Source organism: Sphingomonas echinoides (genome assembly GCF_029623395.1).
Lineage (GTDB): Bacteria > Pseudomonadota > Alphaproteobacteria > Sphingomonadales > Sphingomonadaceae > Sphingomonas > Sphingomonas echinoides_A.
Window position 1 is genome coordinate 73,270 of record NZ_JAPYKK010000004.1, and the last position, 14,830, is coordinate 88,099.

At 66.7% G+C, this 14,830-nt stretch carries 18 protein-coding genes; 6 read left to right on the forward strand and 12 right to left on the reverse strand.

Annotated elements, in window-relative coordinates; translation table 11 throughout:
- Window positions 1–99: 99 nt before the first annotated feature.
- The 4 genes from QBJ92_RS03985 to QBJ92_RS04000 are packed head-to-tail and all read right to left on the reverse strand — an operon-like array spanning window position 100 to window position 4,005.
- Window positions 100–1,047 carry an acetyl-CoA carboxylase carboxyltransferase subunit alpha gene (locus QBJ92_RS03985; RefSeq protein WP_277968387.1) on the reverse strand — a complete coding sequence of 316 codons (948 nt, stop codon included), beginning with the start codon at window positions 1,045–1,047 and terminating at the stop codon, window positions 100–102.
- Between the two features lie 12 nt (window positions 1,048–1,059).
- Window positions 1,060–1,998, reverse strand: coding sequence for a tyrosine-type recombinase/integrase (locus QBJ92_RS03990; RefSeq protein ID WP_277968388.1), 939 nt, complete (start codon window positions 1,996–1,998; stop codon window positions 1,060–1,062).
- Complete coding sequence (locus QBJ92_RS03995; protein ID WP_277968389.1) at window positions 1,995–3,887, reverse strand: hypothetical protein; 1,893 nt, start codon at window positions 3,885–3,887, stop codon at window positions 1,995–1,997. The genes QBJ92_RS03990 and QBJ92_RS03995 overlap by 4 nt, the downstream gene beginning before the upstream one ends.
- Window positions 3,868–4,005, reverse strand: coding sequence for a hypothetical protein (locus QBJ92_RS04000; protein ID WP_277968390.1), 138 nt, complete (start codon window positions 4,003–4,005; stop codon window positions 3,868–3,870). Before QBJ92_RS04000 ends, QBJ92_RS03995 begins: the two co-directional genes overlap by 20 nt.
- 89 nt (window positions 4,006–4,094) lie before the next feature.
- Between QBJ92_RS04000 and QBJ92_RS04005 the strand changes: the two genes are divergently transcribed.
- From QBJ92_RS04005 to QBJ92_RS04015, 3 genes are read left to right on the forward strand one after another with little or no spacing between them, the layout of a single operon-like run.
- Complete coding sequence (locus QBJ92_RS04005; protein WP_277968391.1) at window positions 4,095–4,661, forward strand: shikimate kinase; 567 nt, start codon at window positions 4,095–4,097, stop codon at window positions 4,659–4,661.
- A complete protein-coding gene (aroB, locus tag QBJ92_RS04010) occupies window positions 4,658–5,749 on the forward strand; it encodes a 3-dehydroquinate synthase (protein ID WP_277968392.1) in 1,092 nt (363 codons plus the stop codon). The genes QBJ92_RS04005 and aroB overlap by 4 nt, the downstream gene beginning before the upstream one ends.
- Window positions 5,749–5,892 (forward strand): DUF2256 domain-containing protein, encoded by a 144-nt coding sequence (locus tag QBJ92_RS04015; protein WP_277968393.1) that lies wholly within the window; start codon window positions 5,749–5,751, stop codon window positions 5,890–5,892. Before aroB ends, QBJ92_RS04015 begins: the two co-directional genes overlap by 1 nt.
- A 32-nt stretch (window positions 5,893–5,924) precedes the next feature.
- Here the strand turns inward: QBJ92_RS04015 and QBJ92_RS04020 are convergent, their stop codons facing one another.
- The 5 genes from QBJ92_RS04020 to radA all read right to left on the reverse strand — a co-directional run bounded on the left by QBJ92_RS04020 (window position 5,925) and on the right by radA (window position 10,495).
- Entirely contained in the window at window positions 5,925–6,263 is a 339-nt protein-coding gene (locus QBJ92_RS04020) for a DUF423 domain-containing protein (RefSeq protein WP_277968394.1), read from the reverse strand.
- Window positions 6,260–8,020 (reverse strand): cation:proton antiporter, encoded by a 1,761-nt coding sequence (locus QBJ92_RS04025; protein WP_277968395.1) that lies wholly within the window; start codon window positions 8,018–8,020, stop codon window positions 6,260–6,262. Before QBJ92_RS04025 ends, QBJ92_RS04020 begins: the two co-directional genes overlap by 4 nt.
- Window positions 8,017–8,451, reverse strand: a complete 435-nt coding sequence (locus QBJ92_RS04030; protein WP_277968396.1) for an iron-sulfur cluster assembly scaffold protein — start codon at window positions 8,449–8,451, stop codon at window positions 8,017–8,019. The genes QBJ92_RS04025 and QBJ92_RS04030 overlap by 4 nt, the downstream gene beginning before the upstream one ends.
- 27 nt (window positions 8,452–8,478) lie before the next feature.
- Window positions 8,479–9,054, reverse strand: a complete 576-nt coding sequence (locus QBJ92_RS04035) for a CvpA family protein (RefSeq protein WP_277968397.1) — start codon at window positions 9,052–9,054, stop codon at window positions 8,479–8,481.
- Between the two features lie 70 nt (window positions 9,055–9,124).
- On the reverse strand, window positions 9,125–10,495 hold the full coding sequence (gene radA, locus QBJ92_RS04040) for a DNA repair protein RadA (protein ID WP_277968398.1): 1,371 nt from the start codon (window positions 10,493–10,495) through the stop codon (window positions 9,125–9,127).
- A 163-nt stretch (window positions 10,496–10,658) separates the two neighbouring features.
- Between radA and QBJ92_RS04045 the strand changes: the two genes are divergently transcribed.
- Window positions 10,659–11,075: a BLUF domain-containing protein gene (locus QBJ92_RS04045; RefSeq protein ID WP_277968399.1), complete on the forward strand. Its 417-nt coding sequence runs from the start codon at window positions 10,659–10,661 to the stop codon at window positions 11,073–11,075.
- A 72-nt stretch (window positions 11,076–11,147) separates the two neighbouring features.
- Window positions 11,148–11,615: a GAF domain-containing protein gene (locus QBJ92_RS04050; RefSeq protein ID WP_277968400.1), complete on the forward strand. Its 468-nt coding sequence runs from the start codon at window positions 11,148–11,150 to the stop codon at window positions 11,613–11,615.
- On the opposite strand, the gene QBJ92_RS04055 is transcribed toward QBJ92_RS04050, so the two are convergent.
- Window positions 11,612–12,316 carry a glutathione binding-like protein gene (locus tag QBJ92_RS04055; protein WP_277968401.1) on the reverse strand — a complete coding sequence of 235 codons (705 nt, stop codon included), beginning with the start codon at window positions 12,314–12,316 and terminating at the stop codon, window positions 11,612–11,614. The genes QBJ92_RS04050 and QBJ92_RS04055 overlap by 4 nt on opposite strands.
- A gap of 73 nt (window positions 12,317–12,389) precedes the next feature.
- Between QBJ92_RS04055 and QBJ92_RS04060 the strand changes: the two genes are divergently transcribed.
- On the forward strand, window positions 12,390–13,541 hold the full coding sequence (locus QBJ92_RS04060) for a glycosyltransferase family 4 protein (protein WP_277968477.1): 1,152 nt from the start codon (window positions 12,390–12,392) through the stop codon (window positions 13,539–13,541).
- A gap of 234 nt (window positions 13,542–13,775) precedes the next feature.
- Here QBJ92_RS04060 and QBJ92_RS04065 read toward each other — a convergent pair whose 3' ends face one another.
- Both QBJ92_RS04065 and QBJ92_RS04070 read right to left on the reverse strand, forming a co-directional pair.
- Window positions 13,776–14,090: a DUF2218 domain-containing protein gene (locus QBJ92_RS04065; RefSeq protein WP_277968402.1), complete on the reverse strand. Its 315-nt coding sequence runs from the start codon at window positions 14,088–14,090 to the stop codon at window positions 13,776–13,778.
- Entirely contained in the window at window positions 14,090–14,626 is a 537-nt protein-coding gene (locus QBJ92_RS04070; RefSeq protein WP_277968478.1) for a PadR family transcriptional regulator, read from the reverse strand. Before QBJ92_RS04070 ends, QBJ92_RS04065 begins: the two co-directional genes overlap by 1 nt.
- Between the last annotated feature and the right edge of the window lie 204 nt (window positions 14,627–14,830).

A 14,830-nucleotide genomic window follows, 5' to 3' on the forward strand; every position in this document is an offset into this window, starting at 1 on the left:
TGACCCGATTTTGACGCTGGCGGAGCGGTGGAACTTCGGTTCCGCCGCTCTTTCCGTTTCAGGCGGGCGTACGCTGATCCAGTCGTTACCAGTGCGAAATCAGAGGCGCCCCATCGCCAGGAACTTCTCCCGCCGCATTCGCCGCAACTCGGCGGGCGAGTGATCGACCAAACGGGTCAAGGCCGCGTCGATCGCATCGCCTAGCGCGGCAATCGCCTTGCCGGCGTCGCGCTGCGCGCCCCCCAATGGCTCGGGGACGATCGTGTCGATGATGCCGAGCCCCTTCAAATCCTGCGCGGTCACCTTCATCGCTTCGGCCGCATCGGCAGCCTTGTCGCTGGTCCGCCACAGGATCGATGCGCAGCCTTCGGGTGAAATGACCGAATAGACCGCGTGCTCGAACATCAGCACTGCATTGCCTGCCGCAAGCGCGATCGCGCCACCGGAACCGCCTTCGCCAACGACCGCCGCGACCATCGGAACGCCCAGCGCAAGGCACTGCTCGGTCGACCGGGCGATCGCCTCGGCCTGGCCACGTTCTTCCGCCTGGATTCCGGGAAACGCACCGGACGTATCGACCAGCGTCACCACCGGCAAACCGAACCGATCCGCCAGCTGCATCAACCGGATCGCCTTGCGATAGCCTTCGGGTTTGCCCATGCCGAAATTGTGTCGCAACCGGCTCGCGGTATCATCGCCCTTTTCATGGCCGATGACGAGCACCCGGCGCCCGCGAAACGTCGCAAAGCCGCCCATGATCGCTTGGTCGTCGCCAAACGCCCGGTCCCCGGCCAGCGGCATCCAGTCGTCGAACAGGCCTGCGACATAGTCCTTGAAGTGCGGACGACCGCCGTGGCGTGCGACTTGCGTCTTCTGCCACGGCGTCAGCTTTGCATAGGTATCCCGCAGCAGCTTGTCCGCCTTGGCCTGCAGTCGCGCGATTTCCGCGCTCAGGTCGACGGTGCCGTCCGAAGCGGTTTCCCGCAATTCATCGATCTTGCCCTGGAGTTCGGCGATCGGTTTTTCAAAATCGAGAAAGGTTGCCATACGCTGCGGCGGTTAAGCCTCAGGCGTCTTCGCGTCAACGCGGCGTGTCTCGTCCGCCAGCGGATGCCGCGCGTTCACCAGCGCGACCAGATGGCTCGCCTCGACGTGCGTGTAGATCTCGGTCGTCGCGATGTCGGCATGGCCAAGCATCGCCTGCAACGCGCGCAGGTCCGCCCCGCCCGCAAGCAGATGCGTCGCGAACGCGTGGCGCAGCACGTGCGGGCTGACCCGCTCTGGGGGAATGCCGGCTTCCGCCGCGAGCGCTTTGAGCAACTGGTACAACCGGATCCGGCTGAGATACGCCTTCCCCGAAGGAAACAGCCACGGGCTGTCGTCGGCGACATGCACCCGCCACGCCGCCACCGCTGCCCGCGCTCGATCGGACAGGGGAACGAGCCGTTCCTTGCCACCCTTACCGCGCAGGATGAGATACGGTCGATCAGGCGCGACCGCACGCCGCGGCAGCGAGACCAGTTCGGTCGCGCGCAAGCCTGATCCATACAGCAGCTCGACCAACGCCGACAGACGTAGATCGTTCGGATCAGGCGGATCCCGCTCGATCCGCTCTGCGATCGCGGCAAACAATCGATCGATGTCCGCATGGTCGAGCATCTTGGGCAATCCACGCGACGCGCCGGGTCGTGGCAACGCCGCGCCGGGATCATCGGAACGATGCCCCTCTTCCGCAAGAAAGGCGAAGAACCGCCGCAAAGCGGCCGACTTTCGCGCCACGCTAGCTTTCGACAGGCCGAGCCATTCGGTGCCCACCTTCGTGAGATCGTCCGCCGATGCGACGGTCAGTCCACCGTTCAGCACCCCAGACGCAAGCAGCAGATCGCTGCGATACGCCGCCACGGTATTCTTCGCGGCGCCGGCCTCCGCGGTCATCATTTCCAGAAACCGCTCGATCAGCGCGCGGTCGTCGCCCACCCCGCGCGGATCGGAGGTCAAAGCCGCGCGATCGCCTCGGCGGCGATCATCCGGGCTTCGCCGACCATCCCGACAGAGCGAAGCGCGGCGCAGATATGGTAAAGCGCCTCAGGCGGAACCCCGCGCCAGGACGGCGACTGCAATCCGGTCGCCGCAAGCAGGACGACCGTCCCGGGCTGGTCGTCCAGCGCCGCCTTGGCGATCGCGCGTGTCCAACTGTCGGACCGGTTGACCCGCACCGCGAGCGCCTCGGCACCCTGTGCGACATCCGCCGCGGACAACCGTCCCAACCCCGCCAGCGCGGCGAACAGCATCCGCCGCTTCATCCCCGTCGCGTCGTTCTCCCCGGCATATCCGCTCACATCGCCGTAGGAGACGGTGGACGGCGCAGGATCAATCAGCGTCAGCATCGCCCAGGCGTCTCCGCCGCGGACCGCTTTCTCGCGCCACCGCAGCGCGGGCGTGTCGAACCCGGCGCTCAACATCGCCGCGACCAGCCGCGTGACATCGGGCTTTTCGATCGACGTGGGGATACGGGCCGCCGCGCCCGCCGTCAGGATCAGGCGAGCGTAGCGCGCTTCATACCCCTTGGGCTCGTCCCACAATTTCGCGAGCGCCGTAATACGCGCATCGGCATCGGTGCCGTCATACGCGGCGCGCAGGTTCCGCGCGACGCTGGCCGCGGCGGGGGGTTGATCGTCACCGGCATCGATCGCGGCATATAGATCGACCAGCGCCGCACTGGAAAGAATCCCGCGCGCGGCAGCAATCTCGGACGAACCGGCGCGCGCACCCGGCGTCAGGCTCGGCGACAGCGCGCGCCAGCCCTGCACGGCGGGGGCGCTGGTCTCGAGCAGACGCTCCGGGATTTCGACGCCCATCGCCATCGCCAGCCCGTACCGCCAGGCGGTCAAGTACGGGACGCTATCCCACTCGATCGTCGTCGCTTGTCGCGCCCGACCGGTGTTGCCGATGACCTTCTGCGCCAGCATCAGATCGATCCCGCCCGCAACCCGCGACTTGCGCGCGGCATCGAACAGCGGCTTCGCCTTGGTGGCGGTTCCCGACAACCCAGCGCACATCGCTCGCGCAAGAACCCAGCCGCGCTCGCGTCCCAGGGCGGCGCCATCTTCCGCCGCCGGACACAGCGCGGCAGGATCGCCCGATGCGAGCGCCGCCTGCATCGCCGCCTCGAACATCTTGGGCGTGTAATCTTCGGTGTCGACGGCCTGCGCCATCGCGCGCCCGGCGACCGATTCGCCCATCCGCACGAGCAACCACGCGCGCTCGGCCGCGAAATCCGCACCGTTGACGCCGCGGGGCGTATCGATTCGCGCCATCAACGCGCGGCGCAGCGCGATCGATACCCACCGCGACGCGATCGGGGCGCGCAGCCGCCGCATCAGCGTCTCGAGATAGCGTCCGTCGGCGCGACCGAATGCACTCGGTGCCATCGCGCCCTCTGCGGGCCCCGCGACGCCAACCTGCGCGAGCGACCGGCGCGCATAGCTCGGCATGTCGGCGCGCACGAATGCCCCGAAGTCCGTGGGGGACGGCGGGGTCGCGACCGGCGATGGCGTTGCGCCGGGCTCGGGCAACTCGGTTGGAAGCAAGGCCGGAACCGACGGCGTCGGCGCGGCGATCGGCGATCCGACCTCCGGACCGACCGGCGCCGCGGGACGGGGCGCCGGGGTCAAGGTCGACGGCGTTCCGGGCGCCGACTGAGGCGTGGATTTCGGACGCGGACGCGCGGGTGCCACCGGTTGCGGCGGCGGGTTCGGGTCGCCAAACCCGGGCGGCAGGATCGATTCAGGCCCCTTTTGCCCCGCCGCCGGAATCGTCAGCGTCGCCGCAAGGACGGCGGTCGCGAGGATCGCCGGTAGCGCGCGGCTACTTCTGAAGGTTCGCAAGCGGCACGGCCTTCTCGACATGCTTCAGCGGCTTTTCGCGCGCCACCCCGGACAGCGCGAACAGGCCGCCGACCAGGACGGCCACGACGACGAGAAGCACGATGAGCAAGCGGGGCATGGGCAAGACCTGTAACGGACCAAAAAGACAAAAGCGGCGCAAGCGAGCTTTTGCCCGATGCGACGGTGCGCTGTATAGCCCTCGTTTCAATGTTGCAAAGCCCGCCACCTCCGCAGGATACCGCCCTGCCCGACCCGTTCCTGTGGAACGGCCCGCCGATCGTGCTCGTGGGGCTGATGGGCGCGGGCAAATCCACCGTCGGGCGTCGGCTCGCGGTCAGGCTCGGCCTGCCGTTCGTCGATGCCGACACCGAAATCGAAACCGCTGCCGGAATGTCGATCCCCGACATCTTCACGCGATTCGGCGAAGCCTATTTCCGCGATGGCGAACGCCGCGTGATCGCGCGGTTGATGGATGGCGAACGTCGCGTCATCGCGACCGGGGGCGGCGCATTCGTCGACGACAAGACCCGCGAGACGATCCTGACGCAGGGCTTTGCGGTGTGGCTCGACGCCAAACCCGCCGTGCTCGCCGACCGCGTGTCGCGACGCGATACCCGGCCGCTGCTCCGCGGAAAGGACCCGCTCAAGGTGCTCGAGGAACTGGCGCGCGTGCGCAACCCGTTCTACGCGATGGCGCCGTTGCGGGTTTCCAGTCACCGGGCCCCGCACGATGCGACCGTAAATGCCATTCTGAAAGCGCTTGGAACACTATGACCACGATCCCCGTTTCGCTCGGTTCGCGCAGCTATGACGTCGTGATCGAGGCCGGTGTGTTGCCGCGGGCGGGGGAATGGCTCGCGCCGCTGTCGCGCGGGCGCACGATGGCGATCGTGACCGACTCGAACGTTCTACCGCACCTGGAAACGGTGCAAACGTCGCTGTCCGCTGCTGGGGTCGAGAGCGAAGCGATCGTCCTAACCCCCGGAGAAGCCACCAAGAGCTGGGCGCAGCTCGAAGCGCTGACGGACAAGCTGCTCGATCTCGGGATCGAACGCGGGGATCATGTCATCGCGCTGGGCGGCGGCGTGATCGGCGACCTCGTCGGCTTTGCGTGCGCGATCCTGAAGCGCGGGTGCAATTTCGTGCAGATCCCGACCACGCTCCTCGCGCAAGTCGATTCGTCGGTCGGCGGCAAGACCGCGATCAACAGCCGCGCGGGCAAGAATTTGATCGGCGCGTTCCATCAGCCGGCGCTGGTGCTGATCGATCCCGACGTGCTCGATACCCTGCCGTTGCGGCAGGTGCGTGCGGGCTATGCCGAAGTCGTCAAATACGGGCTGATCGACGATCCCGCCTTCTTCGACTGGTGCGAGGCCAACGCCGCCGCGCTGCTCGCGGGCGATCCGGCCGCGCGCGCTTATGCCATCGCGCACTCGGTCGCCGCGAAGGCGCGGATCGTCGCGGAGGACGAGCGCGAGACCACCGGCAAACGCGCCTTGCTCAACCTCGGCCATACCTTCGGCCATGCGCTGGAAGCCGAAGCGGCGTTTTCCGACCGGCTGTTGCACGGCGAAGGCGTCGCGGCGGGGATGGCGCTCGCGTTCCACTATTCGGCCACGCACGATCTGGCGCCGCGCGCCGACGCCGAGCGCGTTGCGGCGCATCTGCGCGCGATCGGTTTGCCGGACGGCGTTGGCGCTGCGGGGATTACGGCGAGCGCGGACGTGCTGGTCGATCACATGCTCCACGACAAGAAGATGGATGCGGGCACGCTGCCGTTCCTGCTCGCGCGCGGGATCGGACGGACGTTCCTCGACAAGTCGGTCGACCTGGCCGACGTCCGCGCCTTTCTGGCCGCCTGATGCCGCGCGGCGTCGCCAAACGCGATCTTCCGACCAAGGTCTGCCCCGTGTGCCAGCGCCCGTTCGCGTGGCGCAAGAAGTGGGAGCGCGACTGGGACAACGTCGTCTATTGTTCGGACAAGTGCCGGATGGCAAAGGGGTAGCTAGCGTTCAAAGTGGGGCAGTGGCGCCCGCATCACACGCTTGCGCGCATCGCCCGCCACGCCAGCCACAGCCACCCGGCAATCAGCAGCGCACCCCCGATCGGCGTGATTGCGCCTAGCCATCGCGGCAGACCCAGCGCCATCAGATACAACGTCCCGCCAAAGATCAGGCCGCCGACGACGAACAGCCACGCCGGGCCGCGCGCCGCCATCTGCAACGCGACAAGCGCGGCAACCGCATGGATCATCTGATAGTGCGCGCCGGTGGTGAGCCACTTCGCGGCATCGCCCGTCGCGCCGTGGGCGCCAAACGCCCCCGCCCCGACCGCCATCGCGCCGCATAGAGCGGCCAGCATCGCCAACACGTTCATCCGCCCAACGCCTCGCTCGGGCCGTCGCGCGCGACCTGGGTGATGATCCGGTCGCGGGCGACGCGAATGTCCCCTGCCTCGACCTGGGCCTTGAGCCGCTCGCGATCTTCGCGGCGATAGCGATCCTCGCTGCGATCGATCTCGGCTTGGTCGACCCCGACCTGCAACAACGCAAGACGCGCCATCCTGACCGCGGATTCGAGCACTTCGCGCACGATTCCGTCGACCGGGGCGCCCTTCAGCTTGATCACCGCGCGACGATCATAGGCGCGAACGAAGATCGCGGCATTGGGGAACGCCTGATGGACCCCCTCGACCAGGTCCGCCGATAGCTGGTCGCCGTCGATGCAGAACATGATGAGTTCCGCCTCCCCCGCGCCCGCCTGCCGCAACAGGTCCATCCGCGTACCGTCGCCGTAATAGACCTTGGCGCCGAACTCTCCCGCGATGTCGATCATCTCGATATCGTTGTCGATCAGCGTCACCGGAATGCCCTGCGCGATCAGCATCTGCGCGACGGTCTGCCCGAACCGCCCATAGCCGACGATCAGCGCGTTCGCGCCATCCGCCTGCGGTCCGTCGCGATCGCCGGTCTGCACCGGTTCCTCGCGGATTCGGCGCGTGATCGACATGAGGAACGGCGTGGTCGCCATCGACAGCGTGACGATCGCCCCGAACAGGCTGGCGGCTTCGGGCGCGACCAGCAACGCCTTCTGCGCCTGCGCGAACAGCACGAAGCCGAACTCGCCCCCCTGGCTGAGCAGCAGGCCAAGCGCGAGCGCGCTCCGCCAGGTCATCCGGAAGATCATGCCGATGCCGAAGATGATCAACGCCTTGGTCGCGATCAGCGCGAGCGCCATGCCGATCACGAAGAACGGCCGCTCCGCGATCGCGTGGAGATCGAGCATCATGCCGACCGCGAGGAAGAACAGGCCGAGCAGGATCGAGCGGAACGGCTCGACATCGGCTTCCAGTTCATGCCGGTACGGGCTGTCGGCGAGCATGACGCCAGCGACGAACGCACCGAGCGCGGTAGAAAGGCCGAGCGCTTCCATGATCGCCGCCGCCGCGACGACCGTGAACAGCGCCGCGAACACGAACATCTCGCGCTCGCCGAGATTGCCGATGATCCGGAAGAACGGACGCAGCAGGAACCGCCCCGCCAGCACCAACCCCGCGACCGCCCCGACGGTATAGAGAAACAGCAGCCACCCCGGCGGGCCATTGGCATCGGCGGGGTTACGCGACAGCACTGTCACGATCGTGATCAGCGGGACGATCGACAGATCCTGGAACAGCAGGATCGAGAACGCGCGTTCCCCGAACGGGGTGCGCATGCGTCCGGCGGATTGCAGCATGGGGAGCACCTGCGCGGTCGACGACAATGCCAGCGGAAGACCGAGCACGAGCGCCGCGGCCCCCGAGAAATGCGTCGCGACCCACACGACCGCGGTCACGGCAAGACCGCACGCGACGACCTGCATCGCGCCAAGCCCGAAGATTTCCTTCTTCAGCGCCCATAGTCGCGACGGATTGAGTTCGAGACCAACGATGAACAGCAGCAGCGTGATGCCAAGTTCGGCGACGCCGATCTTGGACTGCGCGTTGCCGACGAGATGGAGCACCTGCGGCCCCGCCACCGCGCCCGCGACCAGATAGCCCAGCGTCGCGCCGAGCCCCAACCGCCGGAAGATGAGAACGAAAATGAGAGCGAAACCGCCAAGGACGACACCGTCGAACAGCAGCGATTCGCTCATGCCGGGGTCTTTGCGGTCGCGCCGTGCGCAGCGTCGGCGGCCGCCTCGAACGCGAGGCGGATCGAAGCATGGCGCGCGCTATGCGGCAAGACGGGGGTCAGCACCTCGAATCCCGGCCAATCCGGCACGGGGCCCTCGCCTGCCAGCCAGGCCGCGACCGCATCGCGCGCCGCAGCCAGTTCGTCGGCCGACTTGCCGATCGCCTCCGCACCGAGCAGCGACGCAGACGCCTGTCCAAGCGCACAGGCCCGCACCAACATGCCGAGATCGGAAACCCGCCCCGCAGAATCCACTGCGACGTCGACGGTCACCCGGCTGCCACAGATCGGCGAACGCTTTTCCGCGCTCCCCATCGGATCGGGCAAGCGGGCGTGATGCGGGATCGTCGCGGCGAGGCGAAGGATTTCGGTATTGTAGAGCGGCGCGGTCATGCACCGTATGTAGGCAGCGCAAGCGCCTCAGTCACCCCGCTTGGTGTCTTTCACTGGACGCGCCGGCTCGGTGCGGCCCAACGTCGGTTCGAACAACGGCAGCCCCTTGCGCCGACGATCGACGAAATCGGCGATCCCGGCGCTCGTCACGTTGAGCAGCGGATAGACCCGCGCGGATTTCAGCCAGATCGGGCGTTGGGTCGGTCCACCCCCCATCGTGTCGGTCACCAGCACGACCAGCAGGAAACCCAGGCTGACCAGGATCAGCCCCTTCACCGCGCCAAAGCCGAACCCCAAAGCCCGATCGATCGGCCCGATGACCGAATCGCGGGTTCGTGCCCCCACGGCATTGGCGATCATTCGGCCGAGGAAATAGGTTCCCCCCGCCAGCAGCGCGAACGCCAGGACCGCGGCCCCCGCGGTCGTCCCCACGACGCCGGTCAGCGCGTGGGTCAAGGGTACGTGGAACAGCTTGACCGCGAAGACGATCGCTACCCAGGCGAACAGCGACAGGAATTCGGTAACGAACCCCCGCGCCACGCCCAACATGGCCGCGCCGCCAACGGCAATGAGGACGACGATGTCGAGCGCGGTCAGGTTCATGCGTGCGCCATATCCGCACCGCATGGGGTGAGTCGAGGGCGCGCTATCCGAACGCGCCGGATCCGACAGGTCACTTCCCGAGCATATGCTCGACGAAGGCCCCCAGCGTGCGAAATCCGGTCAGCTTGAGCGAACTCTTCTCGTCGGTCACCGCCGGTGGCAACAGCGCGCGTTCGAACCCGAGCTTGCCCGCTTCCTTCAACCGCAGCGCCGAATGCGCGACGGTCCGGATTTCGCCCGACAGCGCGATCTCCCCGAATGCGACCGCATCGACCGGCACCGGGCGTTCGCTCAGTGCGGACACCAGCGCCGCCGCGACCGCGAGGTCCGCCGCGGGATCCTGCACGCGGTAGCCGCCCGCGATGTTGAGATAGACTTCGCACGCAGAGAAGCTGAGTCCGCAGCGCGCCTCCAGCACCGCGAGCACCATCGCCAGCCGACCGCTGTCCCACCCGACCACCGCGCGCCGTGGCGTCGCGCCGCTGGCGAGGCGGACGACCAGCGCCTGGATCTCGACCAGGACCGGGCGAGTTCCCTCGAGCGCGGGGAAGACGGTGGTGCCCGTCACGCCTTCCTCGCGCTGGGTCAGGAACAGCGCGGAGGGGTTGGCAATCTCGGTCAGGCCCTCAGCAACCATCGCGAAGACGCCGATCTCGTCGGTGCCGCCGAAGCGGTTCTTGATCGCGCGCAGGATGCGATACTGGTGACTGCGCTCGCCTTCGAAGCTGAGCACGGTGTCGACCATATGTTCGAGCACACGCGGCCCGGCGATGCTGCCGTCCTTGGTGACGTGCCCGACCAGGACCACCGCGGTGCCGCGTTCCTTGGCGAAGCGGATCAGTTCCTGCGCCGACGCCCGAACCTGGCTGACCGTCCCGGGCGCGCCTTCGATCAGGTCGGAATGCATCGTCTGGATCGAATCGATCACCAACAAGGCCGGCGGCGTCGCTTGTGACAGCGTCGTCAGGATGTCGCGCACAGACGTCGCCGCGGCGAGCATCACCGGCGCGTTGCCAAGCCCCAGCCGTCGCGCGCGCAAGCGCACCTGGTCCGCGGCTTCCTCGCCGGACACATAGGCCACCGGCAGCCCGGCGATCGCCATCTTCGCCGCGGCCTGCAACAGCAGCGTCGACTTGCCGATCCCGGGATCGCCGCCGATCAGCGTGGCGGACCCCTCGACGAAGCCGCCGCCCAGCGCGCGGTCGAGCTCGGCGATCCCCGACGCCATGCGTTCGGGCAGCGTGATCTCGGCATCCAGCCCGACGAGCTGGATCGACCGCCCGCCGCCGATGAGATTATGCTTGGCCTGAAACGGGGTAACGGTCGCCCCCGCATCCTCGACCATCGTGTTCCATTCGGAACAGTCACCGCACTGCCCCGCCCAGCGCGGCGAGACCGAACCGCAGGACTGGCACACGTAACGCTTTTGAGGTTTTGCCATGGCCGCAACTTAGCGCAATTGGAACGTTAAGGGAACAGGGTTCCCGCCTGCACGCGGTCCCTTCTCCGTCCGCACCAGATCCAGATCAGGAAGGTATTCACAGGAAAATTAACGAAACATTTGGATTTTCGAGCAATTTTCAGATGAGATCTCGGAGTTCCCCATGCAGCGTATCCTCTACATCAGCACCGCCCGAAGCGACTTTGATACCGCCGCCCTGGATGGCATTCTGCGCGCGTCGCGGCGAAACAATGCAGCGGCGGGGGTTACCGGCCTCCTCTTGTTCGGGGGACGGCGATTTCTCCAGGCACTGGAAGGGCCCGAGCCGGCTGTCGCTGGCGTGTTCGATCGGATTGCGCGAGACCCGCGCCACTTTGCGGTCGTCAAACTGTCGCGCAAGACGATCGAGACGCGGATGTTTGGCGAATGGGCGATGGGCTATCGCCCGGTACGGACGCCTGGCGACAGTTTCGAAACGGACGATCTGCGCACGATCGTCGAGCGCCTCGTCGAGCCGATCGACGACGTCACGCTCCGTGCGGAGTTCACGTCGTTCGCGGCGCTCCACGCGGCTGCCTGACCGGTCCGTCCCGTGCACGCCGCTTGTCCGGTTTGGTGGAACAGGTATAGCAGCCGCCGGGGACCCATAGCGATGCACAATATTGACGATTGTCGTGTTGCCTTGGCGGCCAATCCACATGTCGCCGAAATTCTGGCAAAAGTCTGCGAACTCACCGGCATGGGGTTTGCTGCCGTCGCGCATGTAACCGACCAGACGTGGACCGCTTGTCATGTCATCGACCGAGTCGAGTTCGGCCTCGACGCGGGCGACGAACTCGATCTCAAGACCACGATCTGCAACGAAATTCGCGATCATGGCAGACCGGTCGCGTTCGACAGCGCGTCGAACGACAGCGACTGGCAAATGCACCCCACCCCGATCCTCTACGGGTTCGAGAGCTACATCTCGCTGCCGATCACCTTGTCCGACGGCCAGTTCTTCGGGACGATCTGCGCGCTGGACCCCGCGCCGGCCAAGGTCGACCGGCCCGAAGTCATCGCGACGATGCAGCGTTTCGCAAAGGAGATCGCGGCGATCCTCGAATCGCGCGCGCCCTAACCGCGCGCAGGGATCTCCAGGCCGCGCTGGACCGCAGGCCGCGCCAGCGCCCGGTCGAGCCAGCCGCGCACATTGGTGAACGCTTCGAACCCGACCAGATCGCCAGCGCCGTAAAAGTCGACGAGACCGCGGACCCAGCCAATCATCGCGATATCCGCGATCGTATAGGCGTCGCCCAGAAACCACGTCTTCCCCGCCAGATGCGCGTCCATCACGCCGAGCAACCGCTTGGCCTCGGCGACGTACCGGTCGCGGGGCCGCTTGTCCTCATAGTCCTTGCCCGCGAACTTCACGAAGAAGCCGACCTGCCCGAACATCGGCCCCACCCCACCCATCTGGAACATCACCCACTGGATCGCGTGCAACCGCTCCGCCGGGTCGGTCGGGAGGAACTTGCCCGTCTTTTCTGCAAGATACAGCAGGATCGCACCGGATTCGAACAACCCTAGCGGAACCCCGCCCGGGCCATCCGGATCGAGGATCGCGGGAATCTTGCCATTGGGATTGAGCGACACGAACGCGGGCGTCTTCTGATCGTCCTTCGCGAAATCGATCAGATGCGGTTCGTACGGAAGCCCGGTTTCCTCGAGCATGATCGACACTTTCACCCCGTTGGGCGTCGGCAGCGAATAGAGTTGCAGCCGGTCGGGATGCTGCGCGGGCCATTGCTGCGTGATCGGAAAACGCGAAAGATCGGTCATGGCGGGACTCCAGGCCAAGGGGTGGCTTCGTGGGAGATAGTCATCCCCCATAGGCTTCGCTATGGCCGCGGCGATGGACGCAACCGATCTCCGCGTGGCCCTGTTCAGCGGCAACTACAATTACACACGCGATGGTGCGAACCAGGCGCTCAACCTGCTGGTCGGGCACCTGCTGGAAAAGGGTGCGAGCGTGCGCGTCTACGCCCCCACCAGCCGACGCCCGGCATTCGCCCCGACCGGCGACCTCGTCAGCGCGCCGTCGTTCAAGTTTCCGGGACGCGGAGAGTATAAGATCTCGCGCGGATTTAACGCGCGGCTCCGCAGCGACCTGGAAGCGTTCGCGCCCAATTTGATCCACGTGTCCGCCCCCGACATCCTGGGCCACGCGGCCGTGCGCTATGGTGAAGAGCACGATATCCCGGTCGTCGCCTCCTACCATACGCGGTTCGAAACCTACATGAGCTACTACGGGCTCGGGTTCCTCGTCCGGACGCTGGTGCGGATCCAAGCGAAATTCTACTCGCGCGTCGACGAAGTGCTCGCGCCGAGCCAGATGATGGGTGAGATCCTGCGTGAATGGGGCGTGCCGACCTCGGTCAGCCGCTGGTCACGCGGGGTGAACCACGATCGCTTCACCCCGGCCCGACGCGATCTTGCGTGGCGCCGCAGCCTGGGCATCGCCGACGACGAGATCGCGGTCGGTTTCCTGGGGCGTCTCGTCAAGGAAAAGGGCCTCGACGTCTTTGCCGAGGCGATGCACGCGCTCGACCGCCGCGGGGTGCGCCACAAGACGCTCGTGATCGGTGAGGGTCCGGCGCGCGACTGGTTCGCCAAGGAAGTGCCCGATGCGGTATTCGCCGGGTTCCAATCCGGCGACGATCTCGGCCGTGCGGTCGCGTCGATGGACGTGTTCTTCAACCCCAGCATCACCGAGACGTTCGGCAACGTGACGCTCGAGGCAATGGCGGCGGGCGTACCCGTCGTCGCCGCGCGCGCGTCCGGCGCGGTCGGGTTGATCGACGACGGCGTGACCGGGCTGATCGTCCCGCCGACCGACATCCAGGGCTATGCCGATGCGCTTCAGCGGTTCTGCGAGGATGACGCCTTCCGCCGCGCGGCGGGCGCTGCGGGCCACGCCAAGGCGGCGGGCTACAAATGGGACACGATCAACCAGACGGTGCTCGACACCTATCTCCGCGTCCTCGCGCGGCGGGCGGCGCGGTAGGCGTTGTTCAAGGTGATTGGCGGACGCTGTGCAACATAATCGGACGGCGCGAGGGGGCACCGCCCCCCCTCCACTGCCGTCATGCTGAACGTGTTTCAGCATCCACCATGCAACGCAGGCCAGCCTTAGCGGCACGGTGGACCCTGAAACGCGTTCAGGGTGACGCCGCGTGTAGGGTGGGCGCGTGATGCGGAGTGTGGTCGAGCGCGCGGCGCCTACTCTGCGCCGCGCCCCTCACCCCCAGTCGTAGGCGAGCGGTGCCTCCCGGAACGCGAACCGGTCGACGTGGCGAGCGACCGCCCCTTTCAGCCCGTCCAGTTGCTCCGCCGACGTCGCCTCGATCCGCACCACCAGAACCTCCGGCTCGGCATCGAACGTGACGGTCGCATCGCCCGGATGATCCGCACCCCGGGCATCGCGCGGGAACACCACGGTGCCGTGCGTAGCAGAATAAGTGACCGTCAGGTTATGCTCCCAATGCTTGCACGTCTGCTGCAGATATTTGCTGGCATGCGCAGTGGGCACGCGGGCGATTGCCACATACGCCATCACAGCCGCTCGATCTTCTGCGCGGCATCGTCGATCAGCGCGACGGCGGCGTGGATCGTCTCGATCGAGACATGCTCATCCCGTAATCGATGCATCAGCACTTCCCGCAAATTGCCCATCGCGCGGCGCACCGAAGCGCTGTCGGTCCGCGCGCGTTCCGCGCCCACTTCGGCAAGCCGCGCGAGCAGCGCGGTCACCACTTCGGCATTCTCGGCAAGATGCTGCACACCCGCCTCGGTCGCCTCGAACCGCTTCTTGGCGCCGTCCGCCTGTCGCGCCGCGATCAGATCCATGTCGTCGAGCAGCGTCAACGTCGGATAGACCACACCCGGGCTCGGCGCATAGGCACCTCCGGTCAGCTCCTCGATACTGCGGATCAGGTCGTAGCCGTGGCGCGGTTCGTCCGCGATCAGCTTGAGCAACACCAGCCGCAATTCGCCGCCATCGAACATGCGCCGCCCGCGCGGACCGCCCCTGCCCCCGAACCGGCCTTCCGGATGGTCACCGCCACCGAAGCCGCGTCCGCCGCCGCGCATCATGCCCGCCATGCCGCCCCTGCCGTCCCCGTGTCCGCCACGCCCCTGTCCATGCCCGTGCTGGTTTCCATGCTGATGGCGACCGTGGCTCTGTTCGTTCTCATGTCTAAACATACTGTCTCTTTCTATCGTCGATGGCACTAAGATATATCTTGAAGTACGGAGCGCAAGTGGGGCTGTGCAAAATTTTGTGCTCCACCCAAT